Source organism: Paraburkholderia sp. UCT70 (assembly GCF_050434085.1).
GTDB lineage: Bacteria > Pseudomonadota > Gammaproteobacteria > Burkholderiales > Burkholderiaceae > Paraburkholderia > Paraburkholderia tuberum.
This window is the reverse complement of sequence record NZ_JBNPVZ010000003.1, coordinates 616775-637292: the sequence shown is the minus strand read 5'-3', so window position 1 is coordinate 637292 and position 20518 is coordinate 616775. Positions and strand designations below refer to the sequence as shown.

The window sequence follows — 20518 nt, the reverse complement described above, 5'->3', positions numbered from 1 at the left end:
CGATGAAGCAACGTTCATCCTCGCGAATGGAATGGCCGCTTGCTGGGGCGGATTCAACCGGTCGATGCAACACAATGAACGTCGCATGAGCGGCGGGAGTGTTGCAAATGAAACAGAGGCGCCGGATCTATTACAGCGAAAGCCAGAAGGCATTGATGTGGGAACGCTGGCGCAAAGGCGAGTCGTTGCAGCACATCGCCCAGCTATTTGACCGCAATCACTCGTCAGTACAGGGAATTCTGGCGCAAACTGGAGGAATCCAGCCTGCACCCCGCCAGCGATCCAGGCTGGCGCTCACGCTTGCCGAACGCGAGGAGATTTCGCGAGGCCTCGTCGCGGGTGATTCGACTCAGGCAATCGCCCGGCGGCTGTCGCGGTCACCGTCCACGGTCTGTCGCGAGATCAAGCGCAACAGTGGGCAGGCCGACTATCGGGCCAGCCACGCCGACCAGCTGGCATGGGATCGGTCGCTGCGCCCGAAAGTCTGCAAACTGGTCGAGCACCGGAAGCTGGCTCATATCGTGGCCGACAAGCTCCAGTTGCAGTGGTCGCCCCAGCAGATTGCTGGATGGCTCAAACGCGCCTGGCCAGGCAACGAGGACTACCACGTGTCACACGAGACCATCTACCGCAGTCTTTTCATTCAGGCACGGGGTGCACTGAAGAAAGAACTGCTGGAGCATTTACGGCGCACCCGGGCCATGCGCCGCTCGCGCCATCACACCCAGAAAACGGACGATCACGGCAGGATCCGTGACGAGGTATCAATCCGTGAACGCCCCGCCACTGTGGAAGACCGTGCGGTGCCGGGGCACTGGGAGGGAGATCTCCTGTGTGGCAGCGGCGGCAGCCAGATTGCAACGCTTGTAGAGCGTCAGACACGCTATGTAATGCTGGTGAAGATCGCGAGCAAGGACAGTGAATCGGTTGCCAATGCGCTCATCAAACACGCTGGAAAGCTGCCTCAGGAACGCTATAAATCGCTTACGTGGGATCGGGGAACAGAGATGGCGGACCATAAACGGTTCACCATCGCCACCGACATTGCCGTGTATTTCTGCGATCCCAAACACCCCTGGCAACGCGGCTCGAATGAAAATACCAACGGCCTGTTAAGACAGTACTTTCCGAAAAGCATCGACCTGTCGGTCTACTCACAGGCCAAACTCAACGCCGTGGCACGACGGCTGAACGAGCGACCACGAAAGACCCTGGATTACGAGACACCGGCTGAACGGTTCCATCGAACTATTGCATCGACCGGTTGAATCCGCCGGGTGAATCGGACGTCTGAACGGCCGAACGATCATGTGGGCGAGTGACGCTTCCTGGCCGGCCTCTGCCGCTTGGGCGGTCGCGATATCGGTATGCGTGGTCCAGCGCAATTCCATTCGGCGTTGATCGGGTCGGCCGAGCGCCTTTACTCGCCCTTGCGTGCACCGAAGAGCGGCAGCATCCAGAATGGTTTGAGCCACTGCGCCCAAAGGGGCGCGGCCTCATGCGGAATGCCCCGTTCGGCGTTCGACGGCTCGCGAGCGAGCAGTTGTACAAGTGTTGCTTCCGCTATCCGGCGCCCCTCCGCAAAGCTCATAAAAGCCGGCACCAGTGCGTTGAGTGCAATCGGATCCGTGAGCAGCCCACGCAATGTCTGCTCGTCCATCGCTTCGAGCTGCAGTTCGTACTCGATTTGCAGCGTGCTTTGCAATTCGGCCAAAGTCAGCATGTCCACCTCCCGGTTGATCGACGAAAATGGTTCGAAGCTTCTTCGCGCATACCGCCTGCATAGCTCGCCATTGACGATCGGAAGCTGCCGCCTCCACCATGCTGCCGCCCGAGCGCATGCGTGCTGCGTATCCGTTCCGTTGGTGAATAGTATGGCGCATTTGTGCAGAGCAGCAAATATCATTTTCATGCCGGTCGCACTCCAGTTGAAGAACACTTTCTGATCAACATTCAAGGGCTTACCCGCATACCGGTTCACAATGTTGAATCAAAAATGAGACTGCTGCAGCGCACACAAACGCAATATGTCTTTGTCGACATTGTCCGGACCGCAACGGCTCCCAACTGCGCCTCACCCGGTGCGGTTCACCTCAAATCCGCACAGTCGTACCTATTTACCTAACCTCCCTTGTGACCAGACGTGTGCGCGACAATCTACGGAATGTGAGGCAGGATACGCACTGAGCGGCAGTACCCGACATTTAACGACGAGTATGGGGACGCTGAACGCGCAATCCTTAGCCATGTTCCAGGCCCGTCTACTCTCTGTTGGGTCTGGCTGCGAACTCTTTTCGAAGAACCCGTGGCGGCGAGCACCGATTTAACGTCGGCGGGAATACGTCGGCGGAAGCTTCACGTTGTTTGCTCAGTTTGCTCAGATGGACCAAGCCCACGGACATCGAAGGTAAAACCGGGGAACCGATTTTCTCCGCATGCCGACAAGAGACCCTCCTCCCGCGATCGTCGGCGTTCATGCGCTGCTCGCCGACGCGCGCCTCAACCAGCTGACGCGTACCGACCCATTTCGGTCGGCCGCGAACGGCGGCTTTGCCGAAATCCCCCCACTTATGGTGGCCTGCTACAGCTCTTTCAGCACGTCTTCAAGTACCCTTGCTAGAGCCGCTCTGACGCGGGGCGAGAGCGGCGCGATGCCCGCCGCATAGTCGGCAGAGCGGGCCTCGGCGATCCGCTTGAGCAAGGCACTTCCGTTGGACGTGACGGCCAGCTGCTTTTTCCGGCGGTCGTCGGGTGATTCGACGCGCGACACCAGATCGAGCTGAAATAGACGCTCAACCATCTGACTCACGGCGGGCAGCGACATATGCATCTGTTCGGCAAGCGCCGATGGTGTGCTATCAGGGGTAGACGCCAGCCGACGCAGCAGCAATACCTGCTGCAAGGTCACCGATGCGTCCGTCAGGACCGCGAGCGTCTTTCCCTGCGTGTGCGATACGCGGTTGACGAATTCCTGCACCAGATTGCCCAGCGCCGCGGGGTTCAGCATCGTTTCCAATCGTGACATGGCGGTCAGCGAAGCCGAACGGCATCCCATGCAAGCCGCTCCGGCACCGGAGGCCGTATCGACACCGCCTTGGAAAAGCCGAAACACGTGAGCTCGAGGTGATTGCCGAATGGATCGTTGAAATACAGCGAAGCCTGCCCTGGCGGTCCGAGCTGCAGGGGACCTTCGGTCGGTATTCCATGGGCTTCGATCTTTGCCTTCCACATCAGCAATTGCCGCGGCGGAACGTGAAACGCGATGTGCGGATGGCCAGCGGTCGGCGACGGCTGTCCCGAGTGCTGCAGGAACAAATCCACCCTGGTCTTGCCGCCCAGGAAGACCGAGATATGGTGCGCGCCTTCCCCGCCGCGCAGGGCGGGCGGACGACCGAAGCGCCTTAACGTCTCATCGTCCACTGTCATGAAATAGTGGGCGCCGAGGATGTCGCAATAGAACCGCTGAGCCAGGGGCAAATCGCGCACCGGGATAGTGACGTGGTCAAGTGCACCGACCTGCGGTCGGGTCAGTCCCGCCAGCCGGCGCTTGAGCCAGATTCGGCGCTCTTTGACTGTGAACACAAGACCGATCAGTTGATTTCGCACAGCTGTCCACACGGCGGCCTCCAGTGGTTCAATCGACGAAATAGTTAATGTACATTAATAACCTGATTCCGTTTTGTCAAGGAGGGTTCATCGTGCGGGCGGACAATTGAGCAGGTTCCCAAGCCTGGCATCGATTGAATGTCTGCTTACGGGCGGTCCAACTCAAGCCACGACCGGCAGGAATTGGCCGCAGGATAGGGGTAGGAAACGGCGATCGCCGTCCCCTCCCTCCGAACCCGGTGTGCAGTTTTCCCGCGACGGGCTCTCCAGTCAGTTGTTTCCACATCGGGATTGGCGCACCAATCGATGAGCCTCGGACATCGTGAACAGCCCAAGATTAGCGAAGAAGGCGTTTGGCCATCGGGTGTGATCGCGCAAGCATTTACCTTGACCCGGACGGTGTAACTGTCGGCGCAGGATCGCTCGCAGACGGCGGCGAACAAAGCCGTCGACCGACGAGAAGGTGTATCGGTGGGCATTCTGGAAATAGCCGAACCAGCCGCGCAGGATCGGGTTGATCGACGCAACGATGCCCTCGATCGAATCGCCCCTGTTACGTCTGGTCAGGGCGCGGATTTTGTCCCGCAGCCCCATGAGACTCTTCTTGCGCACCCAACGCTCGCCGGCTTCGAACCGGTAGCCCAGAAACTCGAACCCTTGACCTTCCAGCCGGCAATCCCCAACGTGGGTTTTGTCCGGATGCAGTGTCAAGCCGTTCGCATTCACCCAGGCCCGCATGCGAGTGAGCGCAGCTTCCGCTTCCTCACGTGTGCGGCATAACACCACGGCGTCATCCGCGTAGCGCACCATTACCAGCCCGGCTTCGCGCATTTCCACGTCAAGCTCGTGCAGGTACAGATTTGCCAACAAGGGGCTGACAACCGCCCCTTGAGGACTGCCGGAAGTCGGCGTCCAACGCGTCATGTCTTCCATGATGTCCTGCTTGAGAAAGTACTGGATGAGTTCCAGAACCCGGCCGTCCGAGATTCGCCCTGCCACTCTTGCAAGAAGAGGTGAGTGTGGAATCGAGTCAAAATAGCTTTGCAGGTCAGCATCGACCACCCAGCAGTAGCCCGCTTTCACATGCCGATCCACTTCGCGCAGCGCATCCTTGCAGCCTAGGCCCGGGCGAAAGCCGTAGCTTCTCGGCTCGAACTCATGCTCAAAGATCGGCTCGATCACCAGCTTCAGGGCCGCCTGAACGACGCGATCCTTTACAGCGGGTATACCGAGCGGACGACGTCCTTTACCTTTCGGTATGTAGACGCGCCGCACTGGCTGCGGGCGATAGCTACCATCCTGCAATGCTTGCGCCAGTTCAGCGAGGTATCGGTCCCGCGCTTGCGCGAATCGCTTCACGCTCATGCGGTCCACTCCCGCCGCCCCGGCGTTCTTCTCGACCTGAGCCCATCCCAGCGCGAGCGTCTCCAGGCGAAACACCTTGTCGATCAGACTGTGCCATTTGCCTCCTTTAACTCCGTTTTGTAGAGCAGCCAACATAGCGTCCGTCCAGATTGAAGCCGACGCGAATTTCCGCTGCACGCAGCTTCCCGGCGCGTCTGCATCTTGTTTAGTCGTTTCCGACACTGGCGATGCTTCGATCTTCACCTCTGCTTCCTTCCGGTCTTTTGCTATCAACTTTCCTGCCCCGCTTCCCTATTGCGCCTTTTGCTCTGACGCAGGTCTCCACGGCTTGACGCTGCCGTGTGCAGTACTATCGGGACTCTGACTCCTGCCAGCGTTCACCTCGCTGACAGGTCTCCCCGTTTGCTTCGCACTGAACCGCCCCGGGTTTCCCCTCAGGATTACCCACAAGTAATGTGATGGTGCTATTCGTTTTGCCTGAATATTCGGTACATCATCGTGATTTCGTGCAGGACAAGAAATCCACGCCAGATGACGGTAGGACCAGGTGGACGATCATGCTTTCGAGCGAGATATCCGCCGAGTCTGGCGATCCACAAGATGACCTGCGCGAGTGACGGCGGTTTATCAGGTATTTCGGTACTGCCATGCGTACGACAGTAGAGGGCTCGCCACTCGATTGGCTGCAGCAATACTTCGCATGGCAGGTTGCCATCAAGCCTGGCAAGCAACATGGAGTACAGGATCCTCCAGCTTACGACGGCGAACAATGCGGTGGCGCGGACGAATCGATCGAGATTGCCAAATTGGCGGGCTTCAATGCGACAGCCACTTTTAAGCACACGATGCCACGATTCAATCGTCCATCGGCGCGCATACCATGCAAGACGCTCGAGGGCCTCTGCGTGTGTTTGCGTAGGCACCGAAGTCAGTAGAAGCCATTCCAATGGCTCTGCTCCTTCGTCCAAGTTCGTTTCCTGTGCATGAATTGCAAACACTTCAATTTCGGGAAGCTTCTCGCGACGACGATTTTGCGGCGGACGAAGGCGTACGGGCATGCAGCGCACAACCAGCCGTGCGGTGCGTGCCTGGCGGTTTTCGCGTGCAGGCACCTGCAGTTGCGCCTCTCCAAGCACTGGCGAGGCCAGCACGGTTTCCCACAAATATCGATCGGGGTGAGCAACGCGTCGGTTCCACGACGCGCGCACCAACCAGTCGACACCGGCAGGCCGCTGCGCCAGGAACACGTCATAGACATCGCCTTCACGGTCGCTCACGCCGATGACATGCGTGCACGGACAGTGCGTCTTGAGTACGCCCAGTTGCTCGATGCCTTCGAGCCATTTCGCGCTCTCTTTCTGTTGTACGGTTCGTTGCCCACGCAGATGTTTCTTGCCCAACTCCTCGTGCCTGCGTATCCAGGTCTTCATCCCGATCACCCCGAGTGGCAGCCCCTCTGGCGTGAGCGCAAGCAGACTGTGTATCAGGAAACCACGCACATGTGGATCGGAGCCATATCCCAGACCTTCGGTTGCCCGCAGATGAGACAAATTGAACTCGGTGGTGTCCTGAACAGCAAGGACGACTGGCACCTGTTGCATACGACACAGCGTTTGACCGATGTGCCCACCCAGCACGCCATCGACATCCACGTGCGGGTTGTCGAAAAAACGATATGCCGCCTTCAGCTCCGAACCATTGAACGACTGCGGAAAAGAGCAATGTGGGCCCAACGAAAGCTTGCGTGCCAGCGTCACGAGCCGTCTGGTCAGGCGAGCGTCGCCGAGCTCGGCGGCGCCAAACTCTTCATTTGCCCAATCATCAAGGTCAGATGTGTCCGACAATGCCCGACATCACAGATCACGAACCGGATCAAAGTTAACATCGGTCGTCACCGTTTACAAGCCATCGCCCTTCAATCGCACAGTCGCGAGCGACTTATGGGTAATCCTGAGGGGTTTCCCGGAGGCTGTTTTGCTTGAGTCACGCCGCGATGGCGGACCCAGCGAGTTTTGAATAATAAGCGGCTTCTGCCTCAGCAGGTGGAATGTTGCCGATGGGGCCGAAGAGCCGACGATTGTTGAACCAGTCGACCCATTCGAGCGTCGCAATTTCAACGGCCTGCGGATTGCGCCATGGTCCGAGGCGATGGATCACCTCTGCCTTGTACAAGCCGTTGATCGTTTCCGCCAGTGCGTTATCGTAGGAGTCGCCCACGCTGCCCACTGACGGCTCAATGCCAGCCTCGACCAGCCGATCCGTATAGCGGATCGATACGTATTGCACGCCGCGGTCGCTGTGATGTATCAACCCGTCCTGCTGCGCCGGCTGTCGCTCGTACAAGGCCTGCTCCAGTGCGTCCAGAACGAAGTCCGTGCGCGCCGAGCTCGACACACGCCAGCCGACAATGCGTCGGGCGAACACGTCAATGATGAACGCGACATAGACGAAGCCCTGCCAGCTCGATACATAGGTAAAATCTGACACCCACAGCGCATTGGGCCGTTCGGCCGTGAATTGCCGGTTCACGAGATCCTTCGGGCACGGCGTCGAACCATCGCTCACTGTCGTGCGTACCGTCTTGCCCCGCACCACACCGCGCAGGCCCATCTGCTTCATCAGCCGCTCGACCGTGCAGCGCGCCGCGACAATGCCTTCCCGCTTCAATTGCGTCCAGACCTTGTCTGCGCCATACACCTGGAAATTTTCTTCCCACACGCGCCGGATCTCATCCTTGAGCATCCTGTCGCGCTGGGCCCGCGGCGGCACCAGGCCTGGATTGACGCGGCGGGCCACATGCGTGTAGTACGTCGACGGGGCAATTGGCAGCACCCTGCAGATCGGCTCGACCCCGTAGACGTGCCGGTGATCATCGATGAACGTGATCATCACTTCGGTCGGCGGTCGAGCTCCGCCTGTGCGAAATATGCTGACGCCTTGCGCAGGATTTCATTAACCTGGCGCAGCTCACGGTTCTCCCGCTCCAGTTCCTTGAGCCGATCCTGCTCCTGCGTGCTTGTGCCCGGGCGCAAACCCCGATCCCGCTCTTCCTTGCGCACCCAGCTACGCAGCGTTTCACCCGAGCAGCCAAATTTCGCTGCGATCGACGCGATCACTTTCCATTGCGATTCGCGGTCGCCCTGGTGTTCCAGCACCATTCGCACAGCCCGCTCACGAACTTCCGGCGAGTACCTTGGGGACTTCTTCTTGGTGTTTTCCATAGCTCCATTTTCTCAAGAAGTGGAGCCTCCGGAAATCCCGGGCCGGTTCACACTACCGTCCCATCGTTCCGTCCTCAACCACGTGGTACGCCACCGCACCGCTTTGTCCGCCACGACAGCGTGCTGTGTTGTTTCCAGGCTTCGCCACTTTAGTGCAGGCTCGCCGCCATACCCCGCCGAAACAGGTTCGTTAACCTACGGACCGACAGTTCGCTTCCGGTTACTCCCCACCCCGCCTCACGACGACGCAGTTACCTTCAGCTACGGAGCTGTGGCCAACTCCGACGGGGACTTACACCCCGCAGATAGCACGCCATCACGGGCGTACACTAAACCGCTTACGCGGTAGTGGGGGGGGAGAGCAAGAGTCAGTGCCTGGCGTTCGCCTCGTGCGGTTGCCCGATGCCCGAACCACAGCGAACTGGCGGGGAGGCCACCAGGAGCAGGATGGAGATGCCCGACCGGGTATTCCGTCCACTGCTCCAGGAGGCTCGGCCATGCGAAGCTCGAGAACACCGCGCTCTACGTCCAGGTGGCCACCGACCTGCTGCACGAGGTCACCAGTCCGCTGGACCGTTTGCCCTCCGAGTAGGCCCGCGCGCTGTAGCGCCTCATGCTGGAGGTTGCGGACATCTTCCGCAGCCACGGGCCTGCGTGGCGAGCCACGGCACACCTGAGCCTGGGGCAGCTGAAGGTCATGTCGGCCATCGAACGGTGCCGCACGGCGGCACTGGGCGGACATGTGCTGCGCTGTTCCGGCTGCGCAAGGACAGGGGTGTCCTTCAACTCGTGCCGGGACCGGCATTGCCCGAAGTGCCAGGCCGGCGCCGCCCACCGCTGGCTCGAGGCGCGCCAGGCTGACCTGCTGCCCGTCGAGTACTTCCACGTCGTCTTCACACTGCCCGCCGCGATCAGCGCGATCGCCTGGTACAACAAGCGGGTCATCTACGGCCTGCTGTTGGACATCGCCGCCGACACGCTGCGTACCATCGCCGCGGATCCCAGGCACCTCGGCGCCCAGATCGGCGCCACGCTCGTGCTGCACACCTGGGGTTCGGCGCTCACGCATCATCCACACGTGCACGGCATCGTCCCCGGCGGCGGCCTGTCACCTGACGGTGAGCGCTGGATCGCCTGCCGGCCCGGCTTCTTCCTGCCGGTGCGCGTGCTCTCACGCCTGTTCCGTCTTCATCTGCCGGCACTGCGGCGCACCGATGATCGTCGTCGACATCCTCGAGCGCAGCGCCCCGATCCGCGCACCGCCGATGTGCCGGGGTCAGACATGAGCACAACGTTTCCCCGATATCTGAACCGACCGTCGGCTTTGCGGCAACGCGGCCCACGAGCGGACGTTCGCGCCTGGCGCTTCGAAAGGCGCCTCCCGCGTGCGCATCACCATCGTGATTGCACGACAGCGCCGCTTCGCTACGGCGTCAGCGCCCGTCCGGCATCCCGCGTGGCCGCACCGCATCCGACATCGCTGAACATCCCGACCTATCAATCGCCATAGCGGCGAGTTCCGACCACAGCGGAGCACTCCGCGGTTTCCTCCATCGGGCTTATTCGACGCCTGCCGGCACGCGCGGAGGCATTCACATTCCTGCGGGCGATGGCAGGCATCGAACAAGCCTTAACGATCTTTGCCGGCGACGCGATGCTCGCTATCATTCTTTCGATTCCTCAGCGCAGTTCGAGTTGGGGCTCAAGAATGCGGAAGTGATGCGAGGTTGACCGATAACGATTTGACTGCATCGACTGTTTCGCGCACAAGCGTCGCGACCAGATCCGCAGCCGGCATAGCTCTCGAGAGGCGTACTCCCTGCCCAGCCCATCGTGCCGCGAATTCGCATGTGCCATGTGCTTGCGCTGCAGCGTCGAGCGCTTTGCCTGCGACGAAAGCCAACGGAAAATCGGGTACTGGCGGACAACCGGGATCTTGCCCGAGTTTCGTGAATTGATTCTCGATGGCCCGGGCGGGCCTGCCCGAGATCACGTTCGTGAATGTCGTGCGGCTTTGGGGAGACAGGAGCGCGGCCCGGTCGGCTGAATCCGCAGCAGACTCGAACGTGGTCAGGAAAGCCGTTCCCAATTGGGCCGCCTGCGCGCCGAGAGCGAGCGCGGCTGCGATACCTGCCCCGTCCATGATTCCGCCCGCAGCAATCACCGGAACCGGCGTTTCGCGCACCAGCAATCGGACAAGCGGCATCGTTCCGAGACCTTCATCCGACGACCCTGGATCAAACACGCCGCGGTGTCCGCCTGCCTCAACACCTTGCGCGACGACTGCGTCGATTCCGGCAGCGGCAATGCGTTCAGCTTCGTCCAGGCTGGTCGCCGTCGCCATCAGCACGATACCGGCGTCGTGAAGTGCGGCGATCTTTGCCGGTGCAGGCAAGCCGAAATGGAAGCTGACAACACCTGGACGCTCCTGCAATAACATCGCCAGCATTGCGTCGTCATCGAGGAAGCTTGCGAAGCCACGGCCGAAGGTCGTCGGGGGCCGAGCGCCGTAGCGTGCGAAATGCGGTTTCAGATAGGCAAGCCAACGTGCCTCGCGTTCCAGATCGACGCCTGGAGGAACGTGACAGAACACATTGACGTTGAATGGCCGGTCCGTCAGCGAACGTGTCTCGCGAATGAGCGCACGCGCGCTGTCCACCGTCATTGGGCCGAGACCGATGGAGCCGAGCGCGCCTGCATTGGACACCGCTGCGGCCAGCGCCGGTGTAGCCCAAACGGCCATCGGCGCCTGAATGATCGGTACCGCTATTCCGAGTTTCGCGAGCAGATTCGTTGCCTTCGATACAGCGTTCATCGCCAGCCTCCTCTATTCAACTGTCCGCGCGGAGCCGGCGTGGTGCCGGGTGGAACTACGTCGCTCCGTCACGATTGCAGGATACGCGATGTTCCCGCGGCGTAGAGCGAAGTAAACTCGTCACCCAAAACGAAGTAAAGTCGTCAACACCCGGTTTCACGCATCGCACAGGACCGTTTTGGGGCGTCGATCATTGGAAGCTTCTCGCGCACCCGCCCCTGCCACCCGAGCCCGCGAGCTACAGGTCGTGATCGTCACTATCAAGGCAAAAGCTGCCGGCCATGCGATTGTGGAAATGTCGCGCGATGGCAATGCGATGCTCTTTGCGCATCGCTGGCTTCGTTGCAAAAGCTGGAGGAGATCGGATCGCGTAAAGCGCGCCGCAGCGCGCACAACGATACGGAGAGCCCACAAGACTCGCGTTGAGGATGTAGGGTGTCTCCTGCCCGCAATGCTGGCATTTCGTCTCAAGCTTCTGTCGGCGAGCGGGACAGCGCCTTTCACTAAACATCTGATACGTCACGCTGTGATGACCAAGTGATGTGCATTGCCTGCAATACCGGAAAACCGGGTGATGCCGTCCCCGCTGGCCGGATTCAAGGAGTGAAGCGCGCAACACCTTGCCGGGCAGTAGCAGCATGCGCCTCAGATGCTTCAGATCAACGGCATCACGTATCGGCTCAACGCCTTCATACGGGTCAATGTCCACACCCATTAGCCGGACCAGTGCGTGCCCGGGCAGCCCATTTGCACGCGCGAACTTCCACAGGATCGATACGATCGATTCACCAGGCAACAGCCACCTTGCATCGAATATGAAGCCCAATGCCGGGGTCAGTCGTCGCTCGTCGAGATTGAGGATCGGGAAACGCGGCGCAATAAGCGCGGGCGCCTCCTTATGCGTGGACGAGCACACGGCCGGTTGCATGGCGCGACTGGACATAACCGGAGCGGCGCACGGTGTGTGCCCATAACGATGGGTCCGGACAATACCCCGGAGCATCCCTGAGTTCGCTATCCTTGAGTACGACCTCGACGGCCCGCGTGAACGATTCCATCGGGATCTCGAGGCGGCCAGGCAGCGTCGCCTTGTGATGCGCGGCCTCGAACGGATTCCACAGTACGGCCGCATCGCTGACAAGTCGATAACCAGCATCGAACGCCTGTGGCAGATAAAACCTCGTGAAGCTCCACTGCGTCCCCTCCGGATAGGCGGTCTGGTCGTAACCGTTCAGACACGTGGCGACATCTCCGGCATTGCGGATGACATGGAAAGCAAGTTCCTCGACCATCAGGCGCGCGACGATCTGCGTCTTGCCGGTGATCTGCAGCGCGCTCTTCTGAGTGAGCAACTCCTGCTGACCAACGAGGAACGTAAACAGCTTGATCTGCTGGCGGTCGAGTGCATCGTGTACATCCCTCAGCCACTCGTATTCGTTTTCGTTGTAGCGTTGGGCTTCATCGCAAAAGAGCAGAACCGTCCCGCTGCCAGCGCGCGCACCGGATCCGCAGCGAAAGCCGCATGCGTTTCGCGGGGTTGGTGCCCGCGTTCGGATCATGATCGCCGACAGCTTCGAGCAGGTTTGAAAAGAACGGCCCTTCTGCGTGCCGCGGCTTGTGCTCACACCGGGCGTGATAGATCCTCGAGCGCCTGCTGAAGCCGGCGCAGCATCATCGTCTTGCCGCTGCCGATGACACCGCACACGGCGATCAACCGTCCTTCGAAGATTGCCCCCTTGGACCCAGCGATGCGCTTTGTGATGTTCGGTTAGCGGGGCGGCCCGTCCGTGTCGCCTGGTTCGATGCGGGGTTGCACGAGGCGGTGCGCACACGGTCCGCGGCCGGATATGGCGCCGAGGATCAGTTCCGCGATCGCCTCGCCGGACGCGTGCCCGGTCGGCTGCACGACCGCCATCACCGTGCGAGGGAACGCGACGTCGGCTGGTACGCCGTCGTAGACGATCAGGGAGAGATCCGCGCCGACTGTTTTGCCGCTGTCGCCGATCGCCCGGAATGCGCCCGTTCCAGCGATATTGTTATCGACCAGCACAGCCGACAGCGGTTCGGCGAGCTTGAGCAGGCTCCGGACCGCTTCGTAGCCGCCCGTTCTGTCGAAAGGGCATTCGATCACCAGTTGCGCCTCGGGTTCGATGCCGGCCTCGCGCAGAGCCGTCAAAAACCCCGCGCGCCGTTGCGCCGCGAAGTTGAGCGTCAGTGGCGCGCTCACCATGCCGATCCTTCGATGCCCGAAGCCGATCAGGCGTTGAGTCGCCGCGCGAGCACCCGCCTCGTTGTCGAAGTCGAACCATCCGTATGGCTGCTCGCTGTTTGTACGTCCGTACGCGATGAACGGGAAGTCGCGCTCCTGGAGAAACCGGACGCGCGGATCATCTACCAGCGTGCGCGCCACGATCAGACCATCCACCAGCTTGCCGTCGACGAGGCGCCGGTACGTTTCGAGTTCCGCATTCGGCCGCGCCGAAACAATGAAAAGGTCCAAGCCGCCTGCTCCCAGACCCTCCGTCACGCCAGCGACGACTTCGCCGAACCTGGGGTCGTCGAGCGCATTGGCACCGAATGGATACACCAGTCCCACGGCCTCCGCACGGCCTGTGGCAAGCCTGCGAGCCGTGGGGTCGGCGTGATAGCCGAGTTCCTGGGCGGCCTGCCTGACTCGCGCCCGGGTGGCTTCGCTTACATCGTCGTATCCATTTAGGGCTCTGTCGCAGTAAGGTCAACGGGTCAAGGAGCGGTGATATGCGGAGGATTGCTTATGAAACGAGCGAGTAGAACTGCTGTGCGGGAGACAGCGGAGTCTCGCCCCGACATTTCATCTGCCCTTTCTTGATCATGTGCATTAATTCGACGCCACTTAGAATGACGCGCGCGCAGTGGAAATCCTTGAAGCCCAGCATCGGTCGGGTGATGCGTTTGATGGCCCGATGGTCCTGCTCGACCACGTTATTCAGGTACTTGACTTGACGAATCGTAATGGGCGTCTCTCGCTCGGCGTTCACCGCGTGCAACGCAGCCAGATTAGAGCCGCTTTTATCGATGGTTACCGTCTCGGGTACACCGTTCTGAGCGATCGACTTTTCAAAGAAGCGCCGCGCTGCCACCTTGTCGCGCTTGGCTCTGAACAGGAAATCGATGGTTTGGCCCGCCTTGTCCACCGCCCGGTAGAGGTACTGCCACTGGCCTTTGACTTTGATATATGTTTCGTCCATCCGCCAGCTCTTGCCTACCGGCTGCTTGTGCTTACGGAGCGTCTTCTCGAACAGCGGCACCAACTTGATCACCCAACGATGCACCGTGGAATGATCAACCCCAATACCGCGCTCGGCCATCATTTCTTCGAGATTACGCAAACTCAGTGAGTAGGCGACGTACCACCGCACGCATAGCAACATCACATCGAGCGGATAGTGAAGGCGCTTTAGCACTCGGGTGATGCCCGCAGCAAGCGTCTTTCGCGGTGTTTGGGTCTTCTTCATCGGCCAGCCAAAGCATATTTGTCAGGCTCGAATACTACCTCTCCCGCGTTAACGCGACAAAACCTTCCATCACAACGTTGCGATTGGAACTTGCCGCCGCCTTACTTGCTTGCCTTGAACGGTGCCCGTACTTCGGCCGGAGATCCGCGTAGTTGTTAATACAGTAGTACTAGTTGAATGAAATGATGGCGACACTCGCCAGGCGCTAGCGAACAAGACGCTACTGCGGCGCCTTGCTCAATGCCTTCCAAACGACTTTAGCCGCCGCCAGAAATGCGTTCGGATCGGGTGCGTTGTCCCCGGCGCGCCGAAGGAAAACGAGCAAACCTTGCAATTGCGATACAAGCAGCGCGCCGCGAAGCGCACATTCCCCCGACGTCAGCGCAGGGTTGATTTTCGCAACGAGGCCCGCGAATATGTCCTGGAATTCAGCGGTGATTTCCGCCGAAAGCTTGCGCGCAAAATCCTCACGCTCAGCGAGACTCCAGTGTTCGAGAGCGAATGCGGCGGTTCTGGCATCGGGTGCCATGATGCCGGCGAACGTCTCATCCATGATCGCATCGAGGCGGGCTTCAGGCGATAGCAGCTTGTCTTTCGCAAGGGCGCGAAAAAGCTCGATGTAGCGGTCCGCCATTGCCTTCAGCGTGGCTCTTAGCAGGTCTTCCCGAGTACCGAAGTAATGCTGCAATGTACTCAAGCGAATGCCCGCATCGCTCGCGACCTTGCGTTGGGTGAACCCCGCGTTCCCCAAGGTCGCGAAGACGTGCATCGAAACTTCGATGATCTCCGGCACGCGCGTCACTCTATTGCCTCGATGCTTGAGCTCAGTCGCTGAATCCGTGCCAAGCATCTGTGCCGATGTAATGGTGATGTCCTTCATCCCCGCTCCATTCCTTCAGTATCGATTGCAAGCCCTCGCGGCTATCGCTCTCTGTCACATGACCTATTCATCGTAGGTCAAAAAACCAATTAAGCATAGACAGAATGACCGTTAGGCAAGCCTTAGGCGCAGAGCTGCAATGTAGTAGTTACTTCACGGGCGCTAGATCATCTTATTTACCAGTACTCTCCCTTTCAAAAAATGAGCTTGAATATTGGTCATTTGACCTCTAGTATTTGGTCATGAGACCAATAAAACATCGCAGACAGACGGGCGGCATCAACGGCAAGTTGGTTGAAGGAGCAGTAGTGATGGATACCCATGAGAAATCGTTGCGTTGGCTCATCGAAAAATGGGTTGCGCCAACTCCGTCCGTGCCGGTTCGCCTGACTCGGTACGGTAGTGCGAAGTCGGGCCACGGTCGTTGCGTACGGGTTGAGTCGTTGCGCGACACGGGCTCGCTGACACTCTTCTTTTTCCGTCATGATGACGGATTGTGGTGCGTCTTCCCGCCCTCATCGGCACGGCCTGCGATGCGTGCTTACGCGCTGGCAGCGTGAGCGGGTCCGCAGGCGTAGAACGCAATAAAGTTGTCAACGTTGCGACATTAAAATTTTCAACTCGCAGGACCCCTGAGGTTGACCCGGTTCGACGGATAGATTTGCAGTTGAGTTTTAATTCGGTGTGGCACCTCCCGATAAGGTTGAAATGCGGGTTGTCCACGGTCGGGCGGCGGGTCGCCTGTCACGACCACGACGCTGCCTGGCGGTGGACAACCCGCGCGTCGATAAGCTTTGACCTTGCGCATGCAGGTTTTCGACCTCGAGCGGCGAACAGTAGCCGATGCTGCTGTGCAGGCGGCGTATGTTGTACCAGCTCTCCAGAAACGAGAACAGACGCTGCCGTGCCTGTTCGTGAGTCGCGAAGTGTTCGCGACAGAGCAGTTCGGCTTCGAGTGTGCCGAAGAACGACTCGCACATCGCGTTGTCATAGGCATCGCCGGCCGTGCCCATCGACGGCTGTACGCCTGCTTCGTGGCAGCGCCGTCCAAAGGCAATGGACGTGTATTGACAGCCTTGATGGGAATGTAGAATCACACCGTCATGGCGTCGTTGCTGCAACGCCATGTCCAGCGCGCGTAACATCAGTTCGGTATCCAGATGGCTGGACATCGCCCAGCCGATGATGCGACGGCTGAACACATCCGGCACGACCGCCAGATAGAGGAATCCTTCGCCCGTGGGTACATAGGTCGCATCTGCGACCCACAGCACGTTTGTCGCGTCGGCACTGAAGTGCCGGCGCACCAGATCAGGCGCACGCCGGGCGCCTGCGCGTGGCCGTGTGGTGCGCGGCCAGCGCCGCCCGCTTGCCCCGCACAGACCCGCCATACGCATGAGGCGCGCCACCCGCTTGCGCCCCACGTGTACGCCTTCGCGCGCGAGCTGCGCATGGATACGCGGTGCCCCATACGTGCCGCGCGAGCTCGCATGTAGCGTGCGGATGCGCGAGAGCAGTTGCGCATCGCTGCGTGTGTGCATCGCGGGCTCACGCACCAGCCACGTGTAATAGCCGCTCGTCGAGACGCCGAGCAGCCGCGCCATCATCGCAATGGGCCAGCGGGCCCGGTTCGCTTTCATGAACCCGTACCGCCCTTCGGTGGAATGGATCCCGTCTCCCTCGCGAACCAAACTGCCGCGTGAGAATGAAATGAACGCGTCCCACCCGAAACCGTGAGAGCAGAGAAACGACGTGAATCCTCACGAGCCAACGGCATCGAAGTGCCCAGGTGGAAAATGCACGCATTTCCCCAGCAACCGGAGGATTCACGATGAACAGTATGGCAGTCGGTGTAGACATCGCCAAGAACGTGTTCCAGGTGCGTTACGTCGATCAGGCAACCGGCGAGATCGTGAACAAGCCAATCAGGCGGGCCAAGTTCCTTGAGCATTTCGTGAACCGGGCTCCGTGTCTGATCGGGATGGAAGCGTGTGGCGGAGCCCACCACTGGGCTAGACACCTGATGAAGCTCGGTCACGAGGTCCGGTTGATGCCGGCGGAATTCGTTAGGGCTTTCAACATACGGAACAAGAACGATGCAGCGGACGCCCGAGCGATTTGGCTGGCAGTGCAGCAGCCGGGCAAGCCAGTGGCAGTGAAAACGGAAATGCAGCAGGCGATGATGGCGCTGCACCGCATGCGCGAGCAGCTAGTGAAGTTCCGCACGATGCAGAGCAACGGACTGCGCGGAATACGGCGAGGTGATGAGCAAGAGCCGAGCGAAGCTGGACAAGGAGATATCGGCCGTATTCGAGCGGATCGCAGAGCGTCTACCCGCGGCGCTGATCGATACGTTGCGCGAGCAATGGAACGGGTTGGTGAGGCTCGACGAGCAGATTGCCCAGGCGGTTTCAAGAGTGAAGCGCAACAGCGGGTTTAATGTTTAGAGCCTTGAGGTTGACTTGCTGAAGCAAGGGTCGCGGCGAAGACCTCGAACGGCGAATGGAAGGCATGAGTTGCACGAGGTCGGCTGTTCAGACTGTCGGCGATAGCGTCAAGTTCGTCCTGACTGTAGACCGGAAGGTCCGTGCCTTTGGGCAGATACTGGCGCAGCAGCCCGTTGGTGTTTTCGCAAGTGCCGCGTTGCCAGGGACTGTGCGGGTCGCAGAAGTACACCTTCACGCCGGTTGCGGCGGTGAGTTCTTGATGCCGCGACATTTCTTTGCCCTGGTCGTAGGTGAAGCTCTGCCGTAATGGCGCGACAATCGAATTGAGTTTGGCGGAGAAGCCGGCCAGCGCTGAAGCGGCGGTGGCATCTTCCATCCTGGCAAGCAGCACCAGACGGCTGGTCCGTTCGACCAGCACGCCTACCGAGGACTGGTTGCCGGCACCCTTGATGAAGTCGCCTTCCCAGTGCCCAGGCAGCAGTCGGTCTTCGATTTCGGGCGGCCGCACATGAATACTGACCATGTCGGGAATCTGTCCGCGCCGGTCTGTGCCCCGTGTACGCGGCATGCGCGTGCTGTGGCCATGGCGCAAGCACGCAATGAGCTGACGGCGCAGTTCGCCGCGCGGCTGGGCGTAGATAGCCGTGTAGATGGTTTCGTGCGAAACCTGCTGGGTCGGGTCGGTCGGATACATACGCTTCAGTGTGCCCGATATCTGCTGAGGTGACCATTTCCACTCGAGCAGAGTGAGAACGATGCGCCAGCAGACGCTTTGCAGGCAAAGCTTTGGGGGGCGGCGACCCGCGCTGCGGCGTGCGGCACTGAGCGCTTCAGCCGACACGGACGCGTAGCCAGCAGGCAAGCTGTTTCGCGCCAGTTCACGGCTAACGGTGGCTGGCGAGCGACCGAGTATCCGGGCCATGGCCCGGATACTCGAACCCTGCAGATGCTAGAGAACGACAATTACCTTGGCGGCGCATTGACTCATCGGAATTGCAACTCGCGCTGACCTGTTGCCTCACGTAGTTTGCTACCCGTCGGATTGTCCGGCGGGAGCGGCACGAGGTGACGAGGCAAATCAGCATGACGACACGCAAGGAGTTGGTGGCAGCATTGCAATTGCGGTATGGCAGCGCGACGTTCGGTGACCGGATCAGGATTCTCGATGAGTTCGTGGCTCTGACCGGGTATCACCGCAAGCACGCCATTCGGCTGCTACGGGAAGAACCCGGCGCGGCAAAGGGGACACGCGAGCGCAACCGGCTATACGACGAAGCGGTACGCCAGGCGCTGACGGTGCTCTGGGAAGCAGCCGACAGGGTTTGCGGCAAGCGACTGAAGGCGTTGATCCCGAAGCTGGTTGATGCCATGGAGCGGCATGGTCATCTCGACCTGGATCCGGTCGTCAAGGCCAAACTCCTTCAGGTCAGCGCGGCGACCATCGATCGCATGCTGGCCAATGCGCGTGCGCACATTGATGGGCAGCGCAAACGGCGCACGGGGGTGGGCTCGGCCATCCGGCGCAGCATTCCAGTGCGTACCTTCGCCGACTGGCGCGATCCACCACCGGACTTCTTCGAGATCGACATGGTCGAACACTGCGGCGGTTCGAAGATAGACGGTGAGTTCGTCCACACCCTCACGCTGACTGATATCGCCAGCGGCTGGACAGAATGTGTGGCCATGCGGGTACGTAACCAGATGCTGGTGATTGAAGGATTTGAGAAAGCGGCTGCCGATCTGCCATTCGCGATGCTTGGAGTGGACTCGGATAATGACAGTGCGTTCATGAATCAGAGCGTCCTCGACTACTGCAAGGGTCGCGGTCTTGTGCAGACGCGCTCGAGGGCCTACAAGAAGAACGATCAGGCCTGGGTGGAGCAGAAGAACGGCGCCGTCGTGCGGCGGCTGGTGGGTTATGGCCGGCTGAGCGGTGTCGATGCCAGGAACGCGCTGGCGCAGCTGTACGCATCATCGCGGCTATACATTAACTTCTTCCAGCCTTCGTTCAAGCTGAAGTCCAAGACGCGTGACGGCGCGCGCGTACGCAAGGTCTATCTAGCACCAGCGACGCCGTGCGATCGGCTTCTGGCACACGACAGCGTCGAACCCGCTATCAAGGAAAAGCTGAAGGCACAGTTCAAAGGCCTTGATCCTGTGCGGCTGCTGCAGGAGATGCGAACGGCACAGCAAACATTGAGCGAGTTCGCGGCCCACGGCGTGCGTGCTGAAGCCGCGCCGGCGGGCGACTCAGACGTCGCCGTCTTCCTCGCAGGCCTTTCTTCCGCATGGAAGGAAGGTGAGGCACGTCCAACGCACCGAAAACAACCCAAGGCAAAGCACTGGTGGAGAAGTCGGGTGGATCCGTTCGCCGACGCGTGGCCGCTAATCGAAGGATGGCTGATTGCAGAGCCCTCGGTGCCGGCCAACGTATTGATGGATCGGTTGGCCGCGATGTTTCCAGAAGCGTACGCAAGTCAGGCACAACTAAGAACGCTACAGCGTCGGGTCAAGGCGTGGCGAGCAGAGCGCGTAAAAGAACTTATTCTGGGCGGCCTGCGAAAGTCCGCTGATGCGCCAGCCGAAGTGTAAGTTGCGCAAAAGTTGAAAGTCGCCGGGGGCCGCGCGCTCCGCGCCCGGCAAACCACGAAAGAAGAAAAAAAAGAAAGCGAAAACGACAACAATCCGCC

General features: G+C 60.2%; 14 protein-coding genes, 4 pseudogenes and 1 other annotated feature. Of the genes and pseudogenes, 4 read left to right on the top strand and 14 right to left on the bottom strand.

The features are described 5' to 3' along the window. Positions 1-107 precede the first annotated feature (107 nt). Positions 108-1268, top strand: coding sequence for an IS30 family transposase (locus OKW41_RS20830; RefSeq protein ID WP_429573807.1), 1161 nt, complete (start codon positions 108-110; stop codon positions 1266-1268). A gap of 152 nt (positions 1269-1420) precedes the next feature. On the opposite strand, the gene OKW41_RS20825 is transcribed toward OKW41_RS20830, so the two are convergent. The 6 genes from OKW41_RS20825 to OKW41_RS20800 form a co-directional block, all read right to left on the bottom strand. Then, the gene (locus tag OKW41_RS20825; RefSeq protein ID WP_429573806.1) at positions 1421-1957 is read right to left on the bottom strand and encodes a hypothetical protein; all 537 of its coding nucleotides are present in this window, start codon (positions 1955-1957) and stop codon (positions 1421-1423) included. Positions 1958-2581: 624 nt separating this feature from the next. Continuing rightward, positions 2582-3007 carry a MarR family winged helix-turn-helix transcriptional regulator gene (locus OKW41_RS20820; protein WP_429448086.1) on the bottom strand — a complete coding sequence of 142 codons (426 nt, stop codon included), beginning with the start codon at positions 3005-3007 and terminating at the stop codon, positions 2582-2584. 23 nt (positions 3008-3030) lie between these two features. Continuing rightward, positions 3031-3618 (bottom strand): VOC family protein, encoded by a 588-nt coding sequence (locus tag OKW41_RS20815; RefSeq protein WP_429448088.1) that lies wholly within the window; start codon positions 3616-3618, stop codon positions 3031-3033. 258 nt (positions 3619-3876) lie between these two features. Further along, on the bottom strand, positions 3877-5214 hold the full coding sequence (gene ltrA, locus OKW41_RS20810; RefSeq protein ID WP_429573805.1) for a group II intron reverse transcriptase/maturase: 1338 nt from the start codon (positions 5212-5214) through the stop codon (positions 3877-3879). A 221-nt stretch (positions 5215-5435) separates the two neighbouring features. Continuing rightward, entirely contained in the window at positions 5436-6815 is a 1380-nt protein-coding gene (locus tag OKW41_RS20805; protein WP_429443705.1) for an IS4 family transposase, read from the bottom strand. Between the two features lie 139 nt (positions 6816-6954). Continuing rightward, positions 6955-8192, bottom strand: a protein-coding gene (locus tag OKW41_RS20800) for an IS3 family transposase (RefSeq protein WP_246530497.1) whose coding sequence is annotated in 2 segments (ribosomal slippage) — positions 6955-7889 and positions 7889-8192 — 1239 coding nt in all. Because the reading frame shifts where the segments join, the coding sequence is not laid out codon by codon here. Beyond that, positions 7786-7902: a sequence feature (AL1L pseudoknot), on the bottom strand. (Overlaps the previous gene by 117 nt.) Before the next feature lie 613 nt (positions 8193-8805). Between OKW41_RS20800 and OKW41_RS20795 the strand changes: the two are divergent. After that, positions 8806-9402, top strand: a pseudogene (locus tag OKW41_RS20795) (IS91 family transposase); the annotation flags it as partial. A 492-nt stretch (positions 9403-9894) separates the two neighbouring features. On the opposite strand, the gene OKW41_RS20790 reads toward OKW41_RS20795, so the two are convergent. The 7 genes and pseudogenes from OKW41_RS20790 to OKW41_RS20760 form a co-directional block, all read right to left on the bottom strand. Further along, positions 9895-11007 carry an NAD(P)H-dependent flavin oxidoreductase gene (locus OKW41_RS20790; protein WP_429448090.1) on the bottom strand — a complete coding sequence of 371 codons (1113 nt, stop codon included), beginning with the start codon at positions 11005-11007 and terminating at the stop codon, positions 9895-9897. A 238-nt stretch (positions 11008-11245) separates the two neighbouring features. Then, complete coding sequence (locus OKW41_RS20785) at positions 11246-11935, bottom strand: hypothetical protein (RefSeq protein WP_429573804.1); 690 nt, start codon at positions 11933-11935, stop codon at positions 11246-11248. Next, positions 11904-12645 (bottom strand): annotated as a pseudogene (locus tag OKW41_RS20780) (ATP-binding protein); the annotation flags it as partial. The gene OKW41_RS20785 and the pseudogene OKW41_RS20780, both read right to left, overlap by 32 nt. Before the next feature lie 130 nt (positions 12646-12775). Next, a pseudogene (locus OKW41_RS20775) lies at positions 12776-13729 on the bottom strand (substrate-binding domain-containing protein); the annotation flags it as partial. A gap of 49 nt (positions 13730-13778) precedes the next feature. Continuing rightward, positions 13779-14501 (bottom strand): IS6 family transposase, encoded by a 723-nt coding sequence (locus tag OKW41_RS20770; protein ID WP_429573803.1) that lies wholly within the window; start codon positions 14499-14501, stop codon positions 13779-13781. Positions 14502-14721: 220 nt separating this feature from the next. After that, complete coding sequence (locus OKW41_RS20765; RefSeq protein ID WP_429448096.1) at positions 14722-15381, bottom strand: TetR/AcrR family transcriptional regulator; 660 nt, start codon at positions 15379-15381, stop codon at positions 14722-14724. Positions 15382-16055: 674 nt separating this feature from the next. After that, positions 16056-17021 carry an IS3 family transposase gene (locus tag OKW41_RS20760; protein WP_429573802.1) on the bottom strand — a complete coding sequence of 322 codons (966 nt, stop codon included), beginning with the start codon at positions 17019-17021 and terminating at the stop codon, positions 16056-16058. Between the two features lie 191 nt (positions 17022-17212). Between OKW41_RS20760 and OKW41_RS20755 the strand changes: the two are divergent. After that, a pseudogene (locus OKW41_RS20755) lies at positions 17213-17804 on the top strand (IS110 family transposase); the annotation flags it as partial. A 13-nt stretch (positions 17805-17817) separates the two neighbouring features. Here OKW41_RS20755 and OKW41_RS20750 read toward each other — a convergent pair. Further along, complete coding sequence (locus OKW41_RS20750) at positions 17818-18774, bottom strand: IS30 family transposase (protein WP_429574351.1); 957 nt, start codon at positions 18772-18774, stop codon at positions 17818-17820. 137 nt (positions 18775-18911) lie between these two features. On the opposite strand from OKW41_RS20750, the gene OKW41_RS20745 reads away from it, so the two are divergent. Beyond that, positions 18912-20420 carry an integrase catalytic domain-containing protein gene (locus OKW41_RS20745; RefSeq protein WP_429573801.1) on the top strand — a complete coding sequence of 503 codons (1509 nt, stop codon included), beginning with the start codon at positions 18912-18914 and terminating at the stop codon, positions 20418-20420. The last annotated feature ends 98 nt before the right edge of the window (positions 20421-20518 follow it).